Annotated in this window: 18 protein-coding genes and 1 other RNA gene; 10 read left to right on the forward strand and 9 right to left on the reverse strand. The window is 62.1% G+C overall.

What is annotated here, in order from left to right; genetic code table 11:
• Positions 1-14 precede the first annotated feature (14 nt).
• Positions 15-2,711 (reverse strand): pyruvate dehydrogenase (acetyl-transferring), homodimeric type, encoded by a 2,697-nt coding sequence (gene aceE / locus IGS61_RS12005; RefSeq protein ID WP_099408847.1) that lies wholly within the window; start codon positions 2,709-2,711, stop codon positions 15-17.
• 531 nt (positions 2,712-3,242) lie between these two features.
• Here aceE and folD point away from each other — a divergent pair.
• From folD to IGS61_RS12030, 5 genes are all read left to right on the forward strand, one after another.
• Positions 3,243-4,088: a bifunctional methylenetetrahydrofolate dehydrogenase/methenyltetrahydrofolate cyclohydrolase FolD gene (gene folD / locus IGS61_RS12010; RefSeq protein WP_070221908.1), complete on the forward strand. Its 846-nt coding sequence runs from the start codon at positions 3,243-3,245 to the stop codon at positions 4,086-4,088.
• 120 nt (positions 4,089-4,208) lie between these two features.
• Positions 4,209-6,293 (forward strand): M3 family metallopeptidase, encoded by a 2,085-nt coding sequence (locus IGS61_RS12015; RefSeq protein ID WP_442908057.1) that lies wholly within the window; start codon positions 4,209-4,211, stop codon positions 6,291-6,293.
• A gap of 8 nt (positions 6,294-6,301) precedes the next feature.
• On the forward strand, positions 6,302-6,727 hold the full coding sequence (locus IGS61_RS12020; protein ID WP_230539786.1) for a DNA polymerase III subunit chi: 426 nt from the start codon (positions 6,302-6,304) through the stop codon (positions 6,725-6,727).
• On the forward strand, positions 6,724-7,086 hold the full coding sequence (locus tag IGS61_RS12025) for a hypothetical protein (RefSeq protein WP_230539787.1): 363 nt from the start codon (positions 6,724-6,726) through the stop codon (positions 7,084-7,086). The genes IGS61_RS12020 and IGS61_RS12025 overlap by 4 nt, the downstream gene beginning before the upstream one ends.
• Before the next feature lie 257 nt (positions 7,087-7,343).
• The gene (locus IGS61_RS12030; protein WP_070289205.1) at positions 7,344-8,486 is read left to right on the forward strand and encodes a branched-chain amino acid ABC transporter substrate-binding protein; all 1,143 of its coding nucleotides are present in this window, start codon (positions 7,344-7,346) and stop codon (positions 8,484-8,486) included.
• On the opposite strand, the gene IGS61_RS12035 is transcribed toward IGS61_RS12030, so the two are convergent.
• Positions 8,479-9,381: a LysR family transcriptional regulator gene (locus IGS61_RS12035; RefSeq protein WP_230539788.1), complete on the reverse strand. Its 903-nt coding sequence runs from the start codon at positions 9,379-9,381 to the stop codon at positions 8,479-8,481. The genes IGS61_RS12030 and IGS61_RS12035 overlap by 8 nt on opposite strands.
• 91 nt (positions 9,382-9,472) lie before the next feature.
• On the opposite strand from IGS61_RS12035, the gene IGS61_RS12040 reads away from it, so the two are divergent.
• On the forward strand, positions 9,473-10,495 hold the full coding sequence (locus IGS61_RS12040; protein WP_230539789.1) for an NAD-dependent epimerase/dehydratase family protein: 1,023 nt from the start codon (positions 9,473-9,475) through the stop codon (positions 10,493-10,495).
• A 21-nt stretch (positions 10,496-10,516) separates the two neighbouring features.
• Here the strand turns inward: IGS61_RS12040 and IGS61_RS12045 are convergent, their stop codons facing one another.
• Entirely contained in the window at positions 10,517-10,828 is a 312-nt protein-coding gene (locus IGS61_RS12045) for a c-type cytochrome (RefSeq protein ID WP_076567973.1), read from the reverse strand.
• Positions 10,829-11,048: 220 nt separating this feature from the next.
• Positions 11,049-12,920 (reverse strand): dihydroxy-acid dehydratase, encoded by a 1,872-nt coding sequence (gene ilvD, locus IGS61_RS12050; protein ID WP_230539790.1) that lies wholly within the window; start codon positions 12,918-12,920, stop codon positions 11,049-11,051.
• A 173-nt stretch (positions 12,921-13,093) separates the two neighbouring features.
• On the opposite strand from ilvD, the gene IGS61_RS12055 reads away from it, so the two are divergent.
• Both IGS61_RS12055 and lgt read left to right on the forward strand, forming a co-directional pair.
• The gene (locus IGS61_RS12055; protein ID WP_230539791.1) at positions 13,094-14,005 is read left to right on the forward strand and encodes a LysR family transcriptional regulator; all 912 of its coding nucleotides are present in this window, start codon (positions 13,094-13,096) and stop codon (positions 14,003-14,005) included.
• A gap of 78 nt (positions 14,006-14,083) precedes the next feature.
• Positions 14,084-14,908, forward strand: coding sequence for a prolipoprotein diacylglyceryl transferase (gene lgt / locus IGS61_RS12060; protein ID WP_230539792.1), 825 nt, complete (start codon positions 14,084-14,086; stop codon positions 14,906-14,908).
• A gap of 7 nt (positions 14,909-14,915) precedes the next feature.
• Here the strand turns inward: lgt and IGS61_RS12065 are convergent, their stop codons facing one another.
• The 5 genes from IGS61_RS12065 to IGS61_RS12085 all read right to left on the reverse strand — a co-directional run bounded on the left by IGS61_RS12065 (position 14,916) and on the right by IGS61_RS12085 (position 17,189).
• Positions 14,916-15,380, reverse strand: a complete 465-nt coding sequence (locus IGS61_RS12065; protein WP_230539793.1) for an EVE domain-containing protein — start codon at positions 15,378-15,380, stop codon at positions 14,916-14,918.
• A gap of 99 nt (positions 15,381-15,479) precedes the next feature.
• Positions 15,480-15,657: non-coding RNA, 6S RNA (gene ssrS / locus IGS61_RS12070), on the reverse strand.
• A gap of 54 nt (positions 15,658-15,711) precedes the next feature.
• Positions 15,712-16,023, reverse strand: a complete 312-nt coding sequence (locus IGS61_RS12075) for a cell division protein ZapA (RefSeq protein WP_034747344.1) — start codon at positions 16,021-16,023, stop codon at positions 15,712-15,714.
• On the reverse strand, positions 16,023-16,313 hold the full coding sequence (locus IGS61_RS12080; protein ID WP_306594795.1) for a DUF904 domain-containing protein: 291 nt from the start codon (positions 16,311-16,313) through the stop codon (positions 16,023-16,025). Before IGS61_RS12080 ends, IGS61_RS12075 begins: the two co-directional genes overlap by 1 nt.
• Positions 16,314-16,442: 129 nt before the next feature.
• Positions 16,443-17,189: a hypothetical protein gene (locus IGS61_RS12085; RefSeq protein WP_230539794.1), complete on the reverse strand. Its 747-nt coding sequence runs from the start codon at positions 17,187-17,189 to the stop codon at positions 16,443-16,445.
• Positions 17,190-17,725: 536 nt separating this feature from the next.
• Between IGS61_RS12085 and groES the strand changes: the two genes are divergently transcribed.
• Entirely contained in the window at positions 17,726-18,016 is a 291-nt protein-coding gene (gene groES / locus IGS61_RS12090) for a co-chaperone GroES (RefSeq protein WP_010400979.1), read from the forward strand.
• Positions 18,017-18,066: 50 nt separating this feature from the next.
• Positions 18,067-19,716 (forward strand): chaperonin GroEL, encoded by a 1,650-nt coding sequence (groL, locus tag IGS61_RS12095; protein WP_034786546.1) that lies wholly within the window; start codon positions 18,067-18,069, stop codon positions 19,714-19,716.
• Positions 19,717-19,730: the final 14 nt, after the last annotated feature.

Genomic DNA, 19,730 nt, shown 5'->3' on the forward strand with positions numbered 1-19,730 from the left:
GGTCCGCACAACGATTACTGGGTCACCGGATTCGGTTTGTTCGCGTCGATGCCGTACTTGGCGATCGCCTGCTCCACCACCGACACGTCGATCTTGCCTTCGTCAGCCAGCGATTTGAGCGCGGCCACGGTGACATAATAACGGTTCACTTCGAAGAACTCGCGCAGCTTGGCGCGGCTGTCCGAGCGGCCAAAGCCATCGGTACCGAGCACTTTGTAGGTGCGGCCCTTCGGCATGAAGGCGCGGATCTGTTCTGCAAATGCGCGCATGTAGTCGGTCGTGGCGACGATCGGGCCATCCGTGTCCTGCATCAGCGACGTCACGTACGGCACGCGCTGCTGTTTCGACGGGTTGACCATGTTCCAGCGTTCGGCATCCTGGCCATCGCGGGCCACCAGGGTCAGCGACGGCGCCGACCATACGTCCGCAGCCACGCCCCAGTCGTTTTCCAGCAATTCGGCGGCGAAGATCGATTCGCGCAGGATGGTGCCGCAACCGATCAGCTGTACGCGCAGCTTGGCGTCCGCCTTGCCTTCTTGCAACTTATACATGCCTTTCAGGATGCCTTCTTCCTGGCCTGGCTTGATGCCTGGCTGGGCGTAGTTCTCGTTCATGATCGTGATGTAGTAGAACACATCTTCCTGGTTGGCGATCATGCGGCGCAGGCCGTCCTGGATGATGACGGCGACTTCATGGCTGAAGGTCGGGTCGTATGGCATGCAGGTCGGGATGGTCGCGGCGAAGATATGGCTGTGGCCATCTTCGTGCTGCAAGCCTTCGCCGTTCAAGGTCGTACGGCCGGCCGTGCCGCCCATCAGGAAGCCGCGGGCGCGCATGTCGGCCGAAGCCCACACCTGGTCGCCGATGCGCTGGAAGCCGAACATCGAGTAGAAGGTGTAGAACGGGATCATGATGCGGTCGTTGGTCGAATACGACGTCGCCGCGGCGATCCACGAGCTCATGCCGCCCGCTTCGTTGATGCCCTCTTGCAGGATCTGGCCGGCCTTGTCTTCGCGGTAGTACATGACCTGGTCCTTGTCGACCGGCTCGTACAACTGGCCTTTCGGGTTGTAGATGCCGATCTGGCGGAACAGGCCTTCCATGCCGAAGGTACGCGATTCATCGACCAGGATAGGCACAACGCGCTGGCCCAGGTTCGGGTCTTTCAGCAGGGTCGAAATGACGCGCACGAACGCTTGCGTGGTCGAGATTTCGCGGCCTTCCGGCGTCGCTTCCAGCACGTTCTTGAACGCGTCCAGGCCAGGTACGGGCAGGGTTTCTTCCGCTTTCTGGCGGCGCTGCGGCAGGTAGCCGCCCAGGGCCTTGCGGCGCTCGTGCAGGTAGACCATTTCCGGCGCGTCGTCGGCAGGCTTGAAGAACGGGATGTCGGCCAGCTTGTCGTCCGGGATCGGCAGCGAGAAGCGGTCGCGCATTTCGCGGATGGCTTCGTCGTCGAGTTTTTTCGTCTGGTGCGCCGTGTTGCGCGCTTCGCCGGACTTGCCCATGCCGTAGCCCTTGATGGTTTTCACCAGCAGGACGGTCGGCTGGCCCTTGTGTTCCTGGGCGATCTTGAATGCAGCGTAAATCTTGTGCGGATCGTGGCCGCCACGGGTCAGGCGCCAGATGTCGTCGTCCGTCATGTTGGCAACCATTTCCAGCAGCTTCGGATGCTTGCCGAAGAAGTGCTTGCGCACGTAGGCGCCGTCTTTCGCCTTGTAGTTCTGGTATTCGCCGTCGACGGTTTCCATCATCACGCGCTGCAGGATGCCTTCCTTGTCTTGCGCCAGCAGGGCGTCCCAGCCCGGGCCCCAGATGACCTTGACGACGTTCCAGCCGGCGCCACGGAATTCGCCTTCCAGTTCCTGGATGATTTTGGTGTTGCCGCGCACGGGGCCGTCCAGGCGCTGCAGGTTGCAGTTGACCACGATGACCAGGTTGTCGAGCATGTCGCGTGCGGCCAGGCCGATCGCGCCCAGGGATTCCGGCTCGTCCATCTCGCCATCGCCGCAGAAGGCCCAGATTTTACGGTTGTCGGTCTTGGCGATGCCGCGTGCGTGCAGGTATTTCAGGAAGCGCGCCTGGTAGATCGCCATGTGCGGGCCCAGGCCCATCGACACGGTCGGGAACTGCCAGAAGTCAGGCATCAGCTTTGGATGCGGGTACGAGGACAGGCCCTTGCCGTCGACTTCCTTGCGGAAGTTCAGCATTTGCTCTTCCGTCAAGCGGCCTTCGAGGAAGGCGCGCGCGTAGACGCCGGGCGAGGAGTGGCCCTGGATGTACAGCAGGTCGCCGCCGTGGTCGGCCGTCGGCGCGTGCCAGAAATGGTTGAAACCGATGCCCAGCATGTTCGCCAGCGAAGCGAACGAGGACAAGTGGCCGCCCAGGTCGCCGTCGGCGCGGTTGGCCTTGACAACCATGGCCATGGCGTTCCAGCGCATCCACGAGCGCAGGCGCTCTTCGTATTCCAGGTTGCCGGGGCAGTGTGCTTCTTGCTTGGTGGGGATGGTATTGACGTAGGCGGTGGTGCTGGAGAACGGGATCTGGGCGCCACGGCGGCGGGCCAGGTCAACCATGCGCTCCATCAGGTAATGCGCGCGTTCCGGACCTTCGTTTTCCAGCACGGCTTCGAGCGCGTCCAGCCACTCCTTGGTTTCCTGCATATCCGGGTCGGTGCCGATCTGTGTCGTTACCTGGTTCAGTTGAGCTGACATCTGTTGAGTCTCCTTTGTGAACGCCCCACCCCGATTTTCCGGATCGCTGTCGGACGGTATTTCGCTGATTATTTACTATTAAGTCGGTTTAGTGTGGGGATTCTAACAGCGTATTTAGTATTTTTCAAATTACGATATAGCATTTCATATCATGAAATTACCCTATGAAATTTATGCTGCACTGCCGCAAATTCTGTGCGGAAATTAGGATGATCAAAGTGCCAAAACCGGCGCCAAAAGAACCGCAGGCCCTTGCGCTCCCTAGGCCACCAGCACACCAGCAAAACGCATTAGCGCCCCAGTCGTCCGCACAGGCATACCGGGCCAAGCGGGCCTGAAAAATGTCGAGGGCCAGGCGCGGCGACGCAGACAGTACGCCAGTACGGCAAGGAGCTGCAACGCCGCCATCGGCATTTTTTCGGGCCCGCGTCTCTGGCCCGCTTTTTAACATAACGGCTTGGCGCCAAAACCGCCCCTTTGCCCCGCCCGGCTTTATAATCTGTCTTTTCCCTCCCACACAGCCTCCCTACCATGCCAGCACAACTGATCGACGGAATCGCCCTCTCCCAAAAACTACGCAGCGAAATCGCCACGCGCGCCGCCGCCCTCACGGCCAAGGGCACCCAGCCCGGCCTGGCCGTGATCCTCGTCGGCGAAGACCCGGCCAGCCAGGTATATGTCCGCAACAAGGTCAAGGCGTGCGGCGACGTGGGTTTCCACTCGGTGCTGGAAAAATATGAAGCGGACCTGTCCGAAGCGGACTTGCTGGCACGCATCGCCAGCCTGAACGCGGATCCCGCCATCCACGGCATCCTCGTGCAGATGCCCTTGCCCAAGCACATCAACCCGCACAAGGTCATCGAAGCGATCGCCACGACGAAAGACGTGGACGGCTATTCGGTCCTGAGCGCCGGCGAACTGATGACGGGCTTGCCCGGCTTCCGCCCGTGCACGCCGTACGGCTGCATGAAACTGATCGAAAGCACGGGCGTGGACTTGCGCGGCAAGCACGCCGTCGTCATCGGCCGCAGCAATACCGTCGGCAAGCCGATGGCCCTGCTGCTCTTGCAAGCGAACGCTACCGTCACCATCTGCCATAGTGCGACCCCGGATCTGGGCCTGTACACGCGCCAGGCGGACGTGGTCGTGGCCGCTGTCGGCCGCCGCAACACCCTGACGGCCGACATGGTCAAGCCGGGCGCCATCGTCATCGACGTGGGCATGAACCGCGACGATGACGGCAAGCTGTGCGGCGACGTGGATTTTGCCGGAGTGAAAGAAATCGCCTCCCACATCACGCCCGTGCCCGGCGGCGTGGGCCCGATGACGATCACGATGTTATTAATGAATACCGTCGAGGCCGCAGAGCGCATTTAAGAGGAACACCTGAGAAAACGTCCATGGCTGCGTTGCAGTGCCTCGCCGTACTATTCGTACTGCCTTCGGCACCGCGCCTTGCCCTGAACGTTTTTCAGGAGCTCCATATATGAAGACAGAATGGACGAACCGACGATGAATACCAATCCCCTGCTTGATTTTTCCGGCCTGCCACGCTTCGACGCGATCACGCACGAGCATGTCACGCCCGCCATCGATACCCTCCTGGAACAGGCGCGCGCCACCGTGGCGCAGCTGGAAGCGCCCATGGAAGAAGTGAGCTGGGACAACTTCGTCGCGCCCCAGGACCAGATCGCCGAAACCCTGGGCCGCGCCTGGAGCATCGTCAACCATTTAAATAGCGTGGTCGATACGCCGGAACTGCGCGCCGCCTACAATGCCAACCTGCCCAAGGTGACGGAGTTCTTGACCGAGCTGGGCCAGAACGAAATCCTCTTCGGCAAATACAAGCAATTGCAGGCCCGCGCCGATTTCGCCAGCCTGTCGCCGGCGCGCCGGCGCATCGTCGAGAATGCCGTGCGCGACTTCCGCCTGGGCGGCGCCGAGTTGCCCGAGGACAAGAAAGAGCGCTTCGGCGCCATCCAGGAAGAACATGCGGCCGTCGGTACGCGTTTTTCCGAAAACGTGCTCGACGCCACGAATGACTACAAGTTGCTGGTCGAGAACGAAAGCGACCTGGCCGGCTTGCCCGACGACGTGAAGGCGGCCGCGCGCGCCGCCGCCGACAAAGCCGGCAAGCCAGGGTACGAATTCTCGCTGCACTTCCCGTCGTATTACCCGATCCTGCAATTTGCCGACAAGCGCGCGCTGCGCGAAACCATCTATCGCGCCAACGCCACCAAGGCGTCGGACCAGGGCGAGGTCTTCAGCAAAAAAGAAGACTGGGACAATACCCGGAACATCGTCACCTTGTTGCGTCTGCGCAACGAAGAGGCACAATTGCTCGGCTACGCCAATTTCGCCGAAGTGTCGCTCGTCTCCAAGATGGCCACCTCGCCGGCGCAAGTCATCGCCTTCCTGGAAGACCTGGCCAAGCGCGCGCGTCCGTTCGCCGAGAAGGACTTATCAGAACTGAAACAATTCGCCAAGGAAGAGCTGGGCCTGGACGAACTGCAGGCGTGGGACGTGCCGTACGCCTCCGAAAAGCTGCAGGAACGCCGCTACGCGTTCTCGGCCCAGGAAGTCAAACAGTATTTCCCTGAACACAAGGTGATCGACGGCCTGTTCCGCCAGATCCAGAACCTGTTCGCGGTCGAGATCAAGCCCGATACGGCGCCCGTCTGGCACCCGGACGTGCGTTTTTACCGCATCGAGCGCGACGGCCAGCTGGTCGGCCAGTTCTACCTGGACCTGTATGCGCGCGCCGGCAAGAGCGGCGGCGCCTGGATGGACGATGCGCGCGGCCGCCGCGCCGACGCACAGCACGTGCAAACGCCGATCGCCTATCTGACCTGCAATTTCACGCAGCCAGCCGTGGTCGATGGCCAGGCCCAGCCGGCGCTGTTCACGCACGATGAAGTGATCACCCTGTTCCACGAGTTCGGCCACGGCCTGCACCATATGCTGACGGTCGTCGACGAGCTGGGCGTGTCGGGCATTGCCGGCGTCGAATGGGATGCCGTGGAACTGCCGTCGCAATTCATGGAAAATTTCTGCTGGGAATGGGAAGTGCTCGAACACATGACGGCGCATGCCGTCACGGGCGAGCCGCTGCCGCGCGCCCTGTACGACAAGATGCTGGCCGCCAAGAATTTCCAGTCTGGCCTGCAAACCCTGCGCCAGGTGGAGTTCTCCCTGCTCGACATGCATCTGCACTATGACTACGACGCCGGCACGGGCCAGACCGTGCAGCAGCTGATCGACGGCGTGCGCGCCAAGTTCGCGCTGATCATCCCGCCCGATTTCAACCGCTTCCAGAATTCCTTCGGGCATATCTTCTCCGGCGGCTACGCGGCCGGCTACTACAGCTACAAATGGGCCGAGGTGCTGTCCGCCGACGCCTATGCGGCGTTTGAAGAAGCCCGTGCGCTGGGGCCGGCCGCCACGACGGCGGCAGGCAAGCGTTACCTGCAGGAAATCCTGTCCGTCGGCGGCTCGCGCCCCGCGCTGGAATCGTTCACGGCCTTCCGCGGCCGCGAGCCGTCGATCGACGCCCTGCTGCGCCACAGCGGCATGGCAGCCTGAGGGATGTCATGACGCGTGTCGATTTTCATACGAATGTGCCCGACAAGCTGGCGTATGCCTGCCGCCTGGTGCGCAAGGCCTACATGGCCGGCAACAAGGTCGTCGTGCTGGCGCAAGACGGCGCCCAGCTCGACGCCTTGAACGGCGCCATGTGGACCATTTCCGCCACGGATTTCCTGCCGCACGTGCTGGCCGGCGACCCGCTGGCGGCGCAAACGCCGATCATCCTGACCGATGACGCGGCCGCCGAGCTGCCGCACCACGACATCCTCGTCAACCTGTCGCAGTTGCCGCCCGCCAATTACGCACAGTTCCAGCGCGTGTTCGAGATCGTCTCCATGGATGAACAGGATGCGCAGGCGGGCCGCCAGCGCTTCCTGCACTACCGGCAGCAAGACGTGCAGCCCACGCACTTCGTCGCGGGTAAAGCATGAACCAGCCGCCATTCGACCAGGGCATCCCCCTGCTGACGGAAGTGCTGCTGGGGCCGGAGGTGGCGCCCGTTGCACCTGCTGCGCCTGCTTTCGAAGAAGCGCCGGCATTGCCGCCAAGCGTCGTGCAGCCCGACTGGGACGCCATCGAACAGCGGCTCACGCAGCGCATCCTGCATCAAGTACAGGGCAAGATCGACCATCTGCTGGAAGAGCGCATCGCCCACGTCCTGCAGACGGCCCTGCAAAACGCCCTGATCGGCATGCGCGGCGCCCTGCGCGAAGATTTGCAGCAATCGCTGGAACAGATCGTGGCGCACGCCGTCAGCCATGAATTAGGTCACCTGCACCCTCCCGCATAGCCCTGAGCAGTCGGGTTACGCGCTGCGCGCTAACCCGACCTACCCTATTCCCTCTCCCAATGCCATTCTTTGGTGCGCTCGCGCCTGCGAAATCGGTGCATCGCGCCTCACTTTGGTGATTGTTGCGACAAAATGTAAAAAGGCCGAAATGCGGCTTTGCGCCGCCTGTTTTTTGTTGTACCTTTCTTCACACGCACCGCCTGTCGAAGCGGTTTTTCACGAGACGCCGCCGTATCTTTATCCATTGGAGAATGTTTATGCTGCTCAAGACCAAAGTCCTTCCTCTCGCCCTCGCCCTCGCCTTTGCCGGCCACGCGGGCGCACAGGAAATCATCAAGATCGGCCACGTCGCCCCGGTCTCTGGCGCCAGCTCCCACCTGGGCAAGGATAATGAGAACGCGGCCAAGATGGCGATCGAGGATTTGAACGCCAAAGGCTTCAAGATCGACGGCAAAGCCGTGAAATTCGTGCTGGTGCCCGAAGATGACGCCGCCGATCCCAAGCAGGGCACGGCCGTGGCGCAAAAGCTCGTCGACGCCAAGGTCAACGGCGTCGTCGGCCACCTGAACTCGGGCACGACGATTCCCGCCTCGCGCATTTACTTCAATGCCGGCATTCCGCAGATTTCGCCGGCCGCCACCAACCCGACCTACACCCAGCAAAAATTCAACACGGCCTTCCGCGTGGTGGCCAATGACAACAAGCTGGGGGGTACCCTGGGCGCGTATGCCGTGGGCAAGCTGCAAGCGAAGAAAATCGCCGTCATCGACGACCGCACGGCCTACGGCCAGGGCGTGGCGGAACAGTTCGTCAAGGGAGCCAAGAAGGCGGCACCTGGCGTGCAAATCGTCGGCAAGGAATTTACGAATGCCAACGCGACGGACTTCAATGCCATTTTGACCAGCATCAAGTCGAAAAATCCCGACCTGATCTTCTTTGGCGGCATGGATTCCGTGGGCGGCCCCATGCTGCGCCAGATGAAGGCGCTGGGCATCAAGGCCAAGTTCATGGGCGGCGATGGCCTGTGCACGGAACCGCTGGGTAAGCTGGCCGGCGACGCCGTGGGCGAAGACATGGTCACCTGCGCGGAAGCGGGCGGCGTGACGGGCGCGCAGCAAAAAGGCATGGACGATTTCCGCGCCCGCTACAAGCAGAAATACAATATGGAAGTGCAGCTGTACGCGCCGTACGTCTACGATGCCGTGATGACCATGGCCACCGCCATGCAGGATGCCAAATCGTCGAAACCGTCCGTCTACCTGCCATATCTGGCCAAGGTGCACTACCAGGGCGTGACGGGTCCGATCTCGTTCGACGCCAACGGCGACATCAAGGATGGCGCGCTGACCCTGTTCACGTATCGGGATGGCAAGAAAACCAAGATGGAAGTCGTCAAGTAAGCGGCTGCCCGGCCACGTAAGCCAGTAAACCTTCGGCCAGCGCGTCGAAGGTGGCGCGGCAGCGCAGGCTGCCGCGCAAGTCTTCATGCATGGTGACCCAGGTTTCCATCGGCAGCGAAAACGTTTGCGGCAACACACGCCGCAGGGCCGGATCGCGCGCCGCCAGCCTCGCCTGGCACACGCCGATGCCCGCGCCCGCGCGTATCAGGGCCAGCTGCGCCAGGTCGCTGTCGCTGCGCCAGGCAAAGTTTTCCCGCGTAAATCCCTGAAAGGCCGCGCCCGCGTTGCGCACGAACGGGCTTGCCTCGTCGTAGCCGATGACGGCGTGTTGCGCCAGATCAAGCAATCCCGCCGGCGTGCCATGGCGCGCCAGGTAATCCGCGTGCGCATGCAGGCCCAGCTCGATCTCGCCCACCTTGCGCGCCACCAGCTGCTCCTGGCGCGGACGCAGCATGCGCACGGCGATATCCGCTTCCCGGCGCAGCAAATCCTGCACCTTGTTGCTCAATACCAATTCAATGACCAGGCCCGGATGGCGCGCGCGCAAGCGGGCCAGGATGGGCGGCAGCACTTCCACGCCCACCACTTCGCTGGCCGCGATGCGCACGACGCCAGCCACGCCCTGCCCCTGGCTGCTGGCCGCGCGCTGCATCAGGGCCGCCGTGTGTTCCATGGTTTCCGCATGGGGCCGCAACGCCAGGGCCACTTCCGTGGGCAGCAAACCCTGCTGGGAGCGCGTAAACAGGGTCGCGCCCAGCGCCTGCTCAAGCGCGGCGATATGCCGGCCGGCGGTGGGCTGCGTGATGCCCAGCGCACGGGCCGCGCCGGACAGGGAGCCGTGCTTCAGCACGGCCAGCAGCGAACGGTAGTATTCCCAGGGAATGGCGGTAGTCATACATAAATGTATAGTCTGTACTCGATGCTCGTCAATTCCCAATTAACCCTGCGCGGCAGATACTGGCACCATCAACCACACGGAGGTCAGGATGGAGAACACGAAAAACACGGCATTGGTACTGGGCGCCACGGGCGGTATCGGCGGCGAGATGGTGCGCCAGCTATTGGCGGCGGGCTGGCAGGTGCGCGCCCTGACGCGGGGAGAAACGCCATCGCCACGGCGAGATAACATCGAATGGCTGCGCGGCGATGCGCTGTCGCGCGCGGACGTGCTGGCCGCCGCGCAAGGCTGCGCCGTCATCGTGCACGCCGTCAACCCGCCCGGCTACCGCCACTGGGGCCGGCTGGTGCTGCCCATGCTCGACAACACGATTGCCGCGGCCATCGCCGAAGGCGCCACCATCGTGCTGCCCGGCACCGTCTACAACTTTGGCCCCGACGCCTTTCCCGCGCCGGACGACTTACTGGCGGAAGACGCGCCGCAACATCCGCTCACGCGCAAGGGCGCCATCCGCGTGGAACTGGAAGCACGGCTGGAACGGGCCAGCACGCAGGGCGCGCGCGTGCTGATCGTGCGCGCGGGCGACTTCTTCGGCCCCCGCGCCGGCAATAACTGGTTTTCGCAGGGTCTCGTAAAACCGGGCCAGAGCGTGCGCAGCGTGCTGTATCCGGGCGCGCCCGGCGTGGGCCACCAATGGTCCTACCTGCCCGACGTGGCGCGCACGATGCTGCAATTGCTGGATGTCCGCGCCACCTTGCCCCCGTTTGCGCGCTTTCACATGGCCGGCCACTGGGACCGCGACGGCCGGCAAATGACGGGCGCGATCGCCCGCGTGGTGGAACAGGCGACAGGAACCGCGCCCGCCATCCGGCGCTTCCCGTGGTGGCTGGTGACGCTGGCATCGCCGTTCGTGGCGACCCTGCGCGAAATGCGCGAGATGCGCTACCTGTGGCAAACGCCTCTATCCATGGACAATGCGCGGCTGCAGGCCGTGCTGGGCCAGGAGCCGCATACGCCGCTCGACGAAGCGGTGCGGGCGACACTGGAGGGCATGGGCAATCTGCATAAGGCAGCGGGCAAAAAAAACGCGCCGGGATTGCCGGCGCGCTGATTGCAGATACTGCGGCACAGATTATTTCTGTGCCAGCACCCATTTGACCAAGGTGCGGGCTTCCGCCTCGCTCACTTGCGGGTTGGCTGGCATCGGGATCGCGCCCCAGGTGCCGGAACCGCCCTTCATGACTTTCGCCACGAGCTTGGCTTCCGCGTCTTTCTGACCGGCGTACTTGGCCGCCACGTCCTTATACGCGGGACCCACCAGTTTCGTGCTCACCGCGTGGCATGCCATGCAGTTTTTGGCTTTCGCCAGATCCGGATTGGCCAACGCTGCTTGCGATGCCAGAGCCGATACGGCCAATACACTCACCAACATAAAACGTTTCATTGTCTTTTCTCCAAAGTTACTTCCTGCGGCATTTTACTGTGTTTCCGCAGATGCACCACGAGCCCAGATCAAGCGTTTCAATGTAGTAACGCAATATAGACGGGAGGCATACCTATTCTGCCCCATCTGCGCGCCCATGGCCATGTTGTTTGTAAGGCGATGTAACGACGAACGGCCCCGCATCGTCAAACGGGGCCGGCCGTCGTACCGGCGCAACAGATCAGCGTTTCTGCTTCTTCAGCTGGGAGAGATCGCGCACGGCGCCCCGGTCGGCCGACGTCGTCAGCGCCGCATACGCCTGCAGCGCCTGCGACACGTAGCGCTCGCGGTTGACGGGCAGCCAGGCCGCGTCGCCCTTCGCTTCCATGGCGGCGCGGCGCGCGGCCAGCTCGGCATCCGTGATGCGCAGGTTGATGGTGCGCTCGGGGATGTCGATATCGATGAAGTCGCCTTCTTCCACCAGGCCGATGGCGCCGCCTTCGGCCGCTTCCGGCGAGGCGTGGCCGATCACCAGGCCCGAGGAGCCGCCCGAGAAGCGCCCGTCCGTGAACAGCGCGCACGCCTTGCCCAGGCCCTTCGATTTGATGTACGAGGTCGGATACAGCATTTCCTGCATGCCGGGGCCGCCTTTCGGGCCTTCGTAGCGGATGATGACGACGTCGCCTTCGTGCACGGTATCGGCCAAAATCGCTTCAACAGCGGAATCCTGGCTTTCGAACACGCGCGCCTTGCCCGAGAATTTCAAAATGCTTTCATCGACGCCTGCCGTCTTGACGATGCAGCCCTTTTCCGCCAGGTTGCCGTACAAGACGGCCAGGCCGCCATCCTGCGAGTAGGCGTGGGCCTTGTCGCGGATGCAGCCCGTGCTGCGGTCCGTATCGACGGCGGCGAAGCGCTCGGACTGCGAAAACGCCGTCTGCGTCGGCACACCGCCCGGCGCGGCGCGGAACAGTTCATGCACGGCGGGGTTATCCGTGCACATGATGTCGTTTTGCGCGATGGCGTCGGCCAGGGTCGGCGCGTGGATGGTCGGCAGGGTCGTGTTGAGCAGGCCGGCGCGCGCCAGTTCGCCCAGGATGCCCACGATGCCGCCCGCGCGGTGCACGTCTTCGATATGGTATTTGTCCGTCATCGGCGCCACCTTGCACAGGCAAGGCACCTTGCGCGAGATGCGGTCGATGTCGGCCATGGTGAATTCCACCTCCGCCTCGTGCGCGGCGGCCAGCAGGTGCAGCACGGTATTCGTCGAGCCGCCCATGGAGACGTCAAGCGCCATGGCGTTTTCAAACGCCGCCTTGGTGGCGATCGAGCGTGGCAGCACCGAGTAATCGTCCTGCTCGTAGTGGCGCTTGGCCAGTTCCACGATCAGACGACCCGCGCGCAGGAACAGCTGCTGGCGGTCCGAGTGCGTGGCCAGAATCGTGCCGTTGCCGGGCAGGGCCAGGCCCAGCGCTTCCGTCAGGCAGTTCATCGAGTTAGCCGTGAACATGCCGGAGCAGGAGCCGCAGGTGGGGCAGGCCGAACGTTCGATCTCCGCCACGTCGGCGTCGGAGACGGTGCTGTCGCCGGCCTTGATCATGGCGTCGACCAGGTCCAGCTTGATGATCTTTTGCGTGCCGTTGACCACCTTGACGACCTTGCCCGCTTCCATCGGCCCGCCGGAAATAAACACGACGGGGATATTGATGCGCATGGCGGCCATCAGCATGCCCGGCGTGATCTTGTCGCAGTTCGAGATGCACACCATGGCGTCGGCGCAGTGGGCGTTGACCATGTATTCGACGGAGTCGGCGATCAGGTCGCGCGAGGGCAGCGAATACAGCATGCCGCCGTGGCCCATGGCGATGCCGTCATCGACGGCGATGGTGTTGAATTCCTTGGCCACGCCGCCGGCCGCCTCGATCTCGCGCGCCACCATCTGTCCCAGGTCCTTCAGATGCACGTGACCGGGCACGAACTGGGTGAACGAGTTGACGACGGCGATGATCGGCTTGTCGAAGTCGCCATCCTTCATGCCGGTGGCGCGCCACAGGGCGCGGGCGCCAGCCATGTTGCGGCCGTGGGTGGTGGTGCGGGAGCGGTATTGCGGCATGATGGGGTCCTTCCAAGGATGATTGATGCCTGACTGCGCGGATTTTCAACAAAACCCTGCATGCAGTGGGGGTACGCCAGATTGCCTTGCGCGCGCGCCACTGTCAAATATATGATGCACGTGCCTGTGAGTCGTTTTACATATCACAGCAATCAATCCGCATGGAAACGCATATGAACCTCGAACTGCGCCAGCTGCGCTACTTTGTCACCGTCGCCGAAGAATTGCACTTCGGCCGCGCCGCCGCGCGCCTGCACATGACGCAGCCGCCCCTGTCGCAAACCATCATGGCCCTGGAAGAACTGCTGGGCGCGCCCCTGTTCGTGCGCACGCGCCGCGAAGTGCAGCTGACGCCGGCAGGCACGGCCCTGCTGCCCGAGGCGCGCCGCCTGCTGGCGCAGGCGCTCGATTTGCCCGCGCTGGTGCGGCGGGCCGCGCAGGGCGAGGCGGGCCGTTTGAGCCTGGCGTTTGTCTCCTCGGCCGACTACAGCGTGCTGCCGCCGCTGCTGCGCGCCTACCAGACGGCCTATCCGCAGGTGCAGATCCAGTTGCAGGAAGCCACCTCGGATCTGCAGCTGGAGGAACTGCTGGCCGGACGCACGGATGCGGGCCTGCTGATCCCGCCCCTGCCCGAGAAGGCGAAAGAGGCGCTCGATTACCTGCCCGTGCTGGCCGAGCCGCTGGTGCTGGCCGCGCCGTCCGGCCTCGCCATATTGAATACGCCGGGGCCCGTGCGCCTGCGCGACGTGCCGCCCCTGCCCCTGATCATTTTCCCGCGCGCGATCTCGCCCGCCCTGCACGACGCCATCCTCGGCGTGTTCCGCGCGGCCGGCGTGACGCCCATGATCGGCCAGGAAGCGATCCAGATGCAAACCATCGTCAGCCTCGTCTCGGCTGGCATGGGCATCGCGCTTGTGCCACAATCGGTATCGAATCTGATGCGCCCGGGCGTAGAATACAGGCCGCTGCAGGATGCTACGCCGCTGGTGGAAACGGGCCTGGCCTGGCGCCGCGACAATCCGTCCGCCGTGCTGCAAGGCTTTTTGGCGCTGCTGCGCAAGCAGATCGGCGCTGCCGCCGATTAAATTAAGTGGCCGCTAAGGCAAAAAACCGCAAGCGCCCCCATACTACGCAACCTTGGCTTTAAACAAAGAAAGAAACCCATGCTGATACACCCGATGCCCGACCCGATAGCAATCCAGATCGGCCCGCTCGCCGTGCACTGGTACGGCCTGATGTATGTGCTGGCCTTCGCCCTGTTCATTATCCTGGGCCGCGTGCGCATCAGGCAGCCGCATATCGCCGTGCTGGGATGGAAGAAGGAAGACCTCGACGACATGCTGTTCTACGGCATGCTGGGCGTGGTGATCGGCGGGCGCCTGGGCGAAGTGCTGTTCTACCGTCCCGAATACTTCATGCAGAACCCGCTGGAGATCTTCATGGTCTGGCATGGCGGCATGTCCTTCCATGGCGGCTTCCTCGGCGTCATCCTGGCCATGTACCTGTGGAGCCGCAAGGCGGGCCGCAACCTGTTCGACGTGCTCGACTTCATCGCCCCGCTGGTGCCGCTCGGCTACGCGGCCGGCCGCTTGGGCAATTTCATCAATGCCGAACTGCCGGGCCGCATCGCCCCGGACACCCTGCCGTGGGCCATGCAGTGGCCGGGCATCCCGTATCCCGTGCACCCGTCGCCGATCTACCAGATGCTGGTCGACGGCATTTTAGTGTTCATCATCCTGTGGCTGTATGCGCGCAAGCAGCGCCCGCGCATGGCCGTGGGTGCCATGTTCACCCTCTTGTACGGCTGCGCGCGCTTCTTCACGGAATACTTCCGCACGCCGGACTGGGAAGTCGTGTGGCTGGGCGTGCCGATCACCTCGGGCCAGATGCTGTCGCTGCCGATGATCGTCGGCGCCATCGCGCTGCTCGTGTGGGCATATAAAAGCCAGGTGATGGGCACGCCGCCCACCAAGGCCCGCCCGGTCTGAGGAGCAGTCAAGCCTGTAGCTTGCTTGTAATCACTTTCCATTGCGCCGGCGTCACGGGCGTGATCGACAGCCGGCTGCCCTTCTTGAGCAGCAGCATGTCTTCCAGCTCCGGCATCTGGCGCATCTCGGACAGGGGCAGCAGCGCCGTCTTCTTCACGCCGCGCACGTCGACGCTGATCCAGCGCGGCTGCTCAGGGGTGGCCTTGGCATCGAAATACTTGCCGCCTTCTTCAAACTGGCTGTGATCGGGATATGCGCCGCTGGCCACTTCGGCCACGCCCGCCACGCCCGGCTGCGGGCAGCTGGAGTGATAAAACAGCACGCCATCGCCCGGCTGCATGCCATCGCGCATGAAATTGCGCGCCTGGTAGTTGCGCACGCCGAACCACGGCATGGTGTGCCGGGGCGCCGCCATCAGGTCGTCGATGCTCACTTCATCGGGTTCGGATTTCATCAGCCAGTATTGTTTCATGCAGACTCCGTGTGAAAGCGCCAGACGTAAAAAAACGGTTGCGCAGGATGCGGCAACCGTTTTCAGTTGTACTTACAAATCTTACAAATGCAATGCAAATTGGGCCCCGCCTGTGCCGCTATGCCGGCATCCCGAACCAAACGGTTCAAGGTGGTCACGTTAGTTCAATTTCGGGTTCGTCGAACGAGCGACGCTCACTCCCATCAAACAAAATTCGCAACCGATGCGCATAAATGGTTCAAGGAATATATGGCAATCGCGAACACCGCAGGGTAGACCCAAGTTTACTCCTTTGATCGCGCATCGCAAAGACAAATCGTACCGTGTCCGCTTAAAAAAGGTTTTCCTGGGGCGTCAGTGCGCTGTCCAGTACCGTGTGCATGGCCGAGATCTTTTGCTTCACTTCCAGGATCGTCAGTTCCGACAGCGGACCTTGCGGCGACTTCACGGAAAGGAATTCCGCGGCCACGCCCAAGGCGGCCAGCACGGCGATGCGGTCATTGCCCTTGACCTTGCCCGCGTCGCGGATGGCTTTCATTTTGCTATCGAGATAAATCGCCGCTTCGCGCAACGCGCGCTCTTCGCCGTCGCGGCACACCATGCTGTAGGACTGGCCCATGATATTGACATCGACACGCGGCATTACGCTTCCTTCTCGTTCTCGGCAATATAGGCGCCCGCCTCCGAAGCGGCTTGCTCCAGGCCAGCTTGCACCAGTTCGGGAATTTTTTCCAGCAACGCTTCCACCCGCTCCTGCGCCTCGCGCATGCGTTGCACATACAGGGCGTTCTCGGCGGCCAGCGCGGCATTGTCCTTGCGCAATTGCGCGTTTTCACGGCGCAGCGCATGGGTCATTTCGGCCAGCAGGCCTATTTTGTCGGATAATTCGTTGAATTCGGAAATCATCCCGCCACTATAGGGCGGACGCTCCATGGGCGTCAATCGAATCACGCCGCTGTCACACATATTTACATCAATGCAGGTCAGTTGCCGTGAAATACACGCTTTTTCCGGCGCGTTTCGCCATCTGCACGCATCCGCCGGCGCCGCGATGGCAGCGTTTTACTCGTCGACGTAATCGGGTTCGATATCGAGACCACCATAGCGGTTTTCGCACGAGCGGCGCGTCAATTCCTGCTTGCCGCTCTTGCCATCAAGCACCATCGTCAAGTCGCGGCAAGTACGGTGGTAGCTGCCAGGTTTGGCGTCCGTCCGCGAGGGCGTCAAAGTGACGCGCAAGGGCACGGCATTGCCCAGTCCCTTGTTGCTCCATTCACGGCTCTTGCCATCCTCTTCATCTTTCAGGGTGCGCACGGCGGCCGTCAGCAAGGATTTCTGTTCCTTCGCATTCAGCCTGGCGATGGTCACGTCGGACAGGAAGGGCGGATACACGACGGGCGCGGGGTCCTTGCCCTGCACATCCCAACGGCCGCTGTTCTGCGAGCAGGTGCGGCGGCTCAGGTCCTGCGACTTGTCGCCCGCCGTGACGACGAATTTCAGGTCGCGGCAGATGTGCGCCTTCAGGCTGTGTTCCGTCATGCCGGAGTTGCTGAAGTTATACGTGACCTTCACCAGCACGCCGCTGTCGCCGCCGTTGTCCCACACATGCGCTTCCTGGTCGTCGTCGTCCTTGTTCAGATCGTTGAACAGCTCGTTGAGCAGCATTTCCTTTTCCAGCGGCGTCAGGGTCGCCACGGTGATCTCGTCGAGAATGGTGGGAGTTTGCGCGGCGGCATTGCCCAGGCAGGCGAGGCCGACGAGGGCGGCACCCAGCAGGCGCAGGGCGGGATGGGAAAGGGGGAATGGCATGGTGTGCTTTCTCGTGCAAGTGGTGATGTGTGGCGATATTGATATGCAATTGCAATCATCTTATCAAAGTCCATAGCAAAACTCTGTTTCCCGTGCGTACAGGAACGCCGTTCGCCTGAAGGGCATGCTAGAGTCGCGCCTGTTGCTGACGCCCGGGAACGAGGCTTGCGTTTGCGCAAACCCTGCGTAAATGCAGGCTGCACAGAACGTCTATGCATATCTTCCCGGAGAATAAGCCCTTGAATAAGCCCCCTACCGTCCCTATAATTAGCACTCGTTAGTAGAGAGTGCTAACAAACTCTTTCGTAGCAATCCTCAAGACATGATGGTGTCTGCCGGGCAACAGCAGGGAACGCTACGCGGCGGGCGACGCCGCGATGCCACCACTGCCCAGCGCCGGCATGCACCCGATGCCATGGGGTTTGCTTGACCGTTGCGGGCTGCTTTCAACGGCGGTCACTGAAAGCACGCCTGGCGCTGTGCCAGGCATGTATTCATTTAGCAACACCTATCCATTGAACTTTAAGGAGTTTTGTATGAATCTGCGCCCATTGAACGATCGCGTCATCGTCAAACGCCTCGACCAGGAAACCAAGACTGCGTCCGGCCTCATCATTCCTGATGCAGCTGCTGAAAAACCGGATCAAGGCGAAGTCCTTGCCGTAGGCAATGGCAAGATTCTCGACGACGGCAAAGTCCGTCCTCTGGATGTCAAAGTGGGCGACCGCGTCCTGTTCGGCAAGTACGCCGGCCAAACCGTCAAAGTTGACGGCGATGAGCTGCTGGTCATGCGCGAAGAAGACATCATGGCGATCGTCGTCAAGTAATTGTTTCCACGTTGTAGACAGATACATCCCGAAACTCAGGAGAATTGAACATGGCAGCTAAAGAAGTAGTATTCGGCGACGCAGCGCGCGCCAAGATGGTCGAAGGCGTCAACATCCTCGCCAACGCAGTCAAAGTAACGCTGGGCCCGAAAGGCCGCAACGTGGTCCTGGAGCGCTCGTTCGGCGCCCCTACCGTCACCAAGGATGGTGTTTCGGTAGCGAAAGAAGTTGAACTCAAAGACAAGCTCATGAACATGGGCGCGCAAATGGTCAAGGAAGTGGCTTCCCGCACCAGCGACAACGCCGGCGACGGCACCACCACCGCCACCGTGCTGGCACAAGCCATCGTGCGCGAAGGCATGAAGTTCGTTGCCGCCGGCATGAACCCGATGGACCTGAAGCGCGGTATCGACAAAGCTGTTGCAGCGACCGTCGAAGAACTGGCGAAAATCGCCCGTCCTTGCACCACGACCAAGGAAATCGCCCAGGTTGGCGCGATCTCGGCGAACTCGGACTACTCGATCGGCGAGCGTATCGCTGAAGCGATGGAAAAAGTCGGCAAAGAAGGCGTCATCACCGTAGAAGACGGCAAGTCGCTGAACGACGAGCTGGACATCGTTGAAGGCATGCAGTTCGACCGCGGCTACCTGTCGCCATACTTCATCAACAACCCAGAGAAGCAAGTTGCCGTCCTGGACAGCCCATTCGTCCTGCTGTGCGACAAGAAAATCTCGAACATCCGTGACCTGCTGCCGGTACTGGAACAAGTCGCCAAGGCTGGCCGTCCACTGCTGATCATCGCAGAAGACATCGAAGGCGAAGCGCTGGCTACCCTGGTTGTGAACAACATCCGCGGCATCCTGAAAACCTGCGCAGTGAAAGCACCTGGCTTCGGCGACCGCCGCAAAGCCATGCTGGAAGACATCGCTGTCCTGACGGGCGGCCAGGTCATCGCTGAAGAAGTCGGCCTGACCCTGGAAAAAGTGACCCTGGCCGAACTGGGCCAGGCGAAACGCATCGAAGTGGGCAAGGAAAACACCATCGTTATCGATGGCGCCGGCGAAGCTGCCTCGATCGAAGCACGCGTGAAACAAGTGCGCGTACAGATCGAAGAAGCGACCTCGGACTACGACCGTGAAAAACTGCAAGAGCGCGTCGCCAAACTGGCTGGCGGCGTTGCCGTGATCAAGGTTGGCGCAGCCACCGAAGTCGAAATGAAAGAGAAAAAAGCCCGCGTTGAAGATGCACTGCACGCAACCCGCGCTGCCGTGGAAGAAGGCATCGTGCCAGGCGGCGGCGTAGCCCTGCTGCGCGCACGCGCCAACATCACGGTCAAGGGCGACAATCCTGATCAAGACGCTGGTATCAAGATCGTCCTGCGCGCAATGGAAGAGCCACTGCGCATGATCGTGCAAAACGCCGGCGAAGAAGCTTCGGTCGTCGTGGCAGCCGTACTGGCTGGCTCGGGCAACTACGGCTACAACGCTGCCAACGGCACGTATGGCGACATGGTTGAAATGGGCGTCCTGGACCCAGCCAAAGTGACCCGTTCGGCACTGCAAAACGCCGCTTCGATCGCTTCGCTGATGCTGACGACCGACTGCATGGTCTGCGAAATCGCTGACGACAAGGCAGGCGGCGGCATGGGCGGCGGCATGGGTGGTATGGGCGGCATGGGCGGCATGGACGGCATGATGTAATGTCCGGCGGCCGG

Origin of the sequence: Janthinobacterium sp. FW305-129 (assembly GCF_020858115.1) — a bacterium.
Taxonomy (GTDB): domain Bacteria; phylum Pseudomonadota; class Gammaproteobacteria; order Burkholderiales; family Burkholderiaceae_D; genus Janthinobacterium.

Coding starts and splice junctions, on each gene's coding strand:
- IGS61_RS12035 (WP_230539788.1), bottom strand. CDS start 9,381: ATGACTACCGCCATTCCCTGGGAATACTACCGTTCGCTGCTGGCCGTG.
- IGS61_RS12015 (WP_442908057.1), top strand. CDS start 4,209: ATGGACGAACCGACGATGAATACCAATCCCCTGCTTGATTTTTCCGGC.
- folD (WP_070221908.1), top strand. CDS start 3,243: ATGCCAGCACAACTGATCGACGGAATCGCCCTCTCCCAAAAACTACGC.
- IGS61_RS12040 (WP_230539789.1), top strand. CDS start 9,473: ATGGAGAACACGAAAAACACGGCATTGGTACTGGGCGCCACGGGCGGT.
- IGS61_RS12055 (WP_230539791.1), top strand. CDS start 13,094: ATGAACCTCGAACTGCGCCAGCTGCGCTACTTTGTCACCGTCGCCGAA.
- lgt (WP_230539792.1), top strand. CDS start 14,084: ATGCTGATACACCCGATGCCCGACCCGATAGCAATCCAGATCGGCCCG.
- groES (WP_010400979.1), top strand. CDS start 17,726: ATGAATCTGCGCCCATTGAACGATCGCGTCATCGTCAAACGCCTCGAC.
- IGS61_RS12025 (WP_230539787.1), top strand. CDS start 6,724: ATGAACCAGCCGCCATTCGACCAGGGCATCCCCCTGCTGACGGAAGTG.
- IGS61_RS12020 (WP_230539786.1), top strand. CDS start 6,302: ATGACGCGTGTCGATTTTCATACGAATGTGCCCGACAAGCTGGCGTAT.
- IGS61_RS12080 (WP_306594795.1), bottom strand. CDS start 16,313: ATGGAGCGTCCGCCCTATAGTGGCGGGATGATTTCCGAATTCAACGAA.
- aceE (WP_099408847.1), bottom strand. CDS start 2,711: ATGTCAGCTCAACTGAACCAGGTAACGACACAGATCGGCACCGACCCG.
- IGS61_RS12085 (WP_230539794.1), bottom strand. CDS start 17,189: ATGCCATTCCCCCTTTCCCATCCCGCCCTGCGCCTGCTGGGTGCCGCC.
- ilvD (WP_230539790.1), bottom strand. CDS start 12,920: ATGCCGCAATACCGCTCCCGCACCACCACCCACGGCCGCAACATGGCT.
- IGS61_RS12065 (WP_230539793.1), bottom strand. CDS start 15,380: ATGAAACAATACTGGCTGATGAAATCCGAACCCGATGAAGTGAGCATC.
- IGS61_RS12030 (WP_070289205.1), top strand. CDS start 7,344: ATGCTGCTCAAGACCAAAGTCCTTCCTCTCGCCCTCGCCCTCGCCTTT.
- IGS61_RS12075 (WP_034747344.1), bottom strand. CDS start 16,023: ATGCCGCGTGTCGATGTCAATATCATGGGCCAGTCCTACAGCATGGTG.
- groL (WP_034786546.1), top strand. CDS start 18,067: ATGGCAGCTAAAGAAGTAGTATTCGGCGACGCAGCGCGCGCCAAGATG.
- IGS61_RS12045 (WP_076567973.1), bottom strand. CDS start 10,828: ATGAAACGTTTTATGTTGGTGAGTGTATTGGCCGTATCGGCTCTGGCA.